The organism is Mesorhizobium sp. M7A.F.Ca.MR.148.00.0.0, assembly GCF_003997735.1.
Lineage (GTDB): Bacteria > Pseudomonadota > Alphaproteobacteria > Rhizobiales > Rhizobiaceae > Mesorhizobium.
Genome location: NZ_RZTB01000791.1, coordinates 1 through 210, shown reverse-complemented (window position 1 = coordinate 210; position 210 = coordinate 1). Strand labels below are relative to the sequence as shown.

Genomic DNA, 210 nt, shown 5'->3' with positions numbered 1-210 from the left:
GTGCTGGAATCGACCATTGTTGTCGAATATCTGGCCGCGCATTATCCGGGGCCGGTTGACCTCGTTCCCGCCGACATCGACCTGGCGCTGGCCGTTCGCCAAGTCGACCGCTTCTATGATTTCTATGTGCAGGAGCCGATGCAGAAGATCGTCGGCGATCGGTTGCGGCCGCAGGACAAGACTGACCCGTTCGGCGTCGAGCAGGCCCGC

At 61.9% G+C, this 210-nt stretch carries 1 pseudogene; it reads left to right on the top strand.

The features are described from left to right. A pseudogene (locus EOB49_RS36285) lies at window positions 1-210 on the top strand (glutathione S-transferase family protein); the annotation flags it as partial.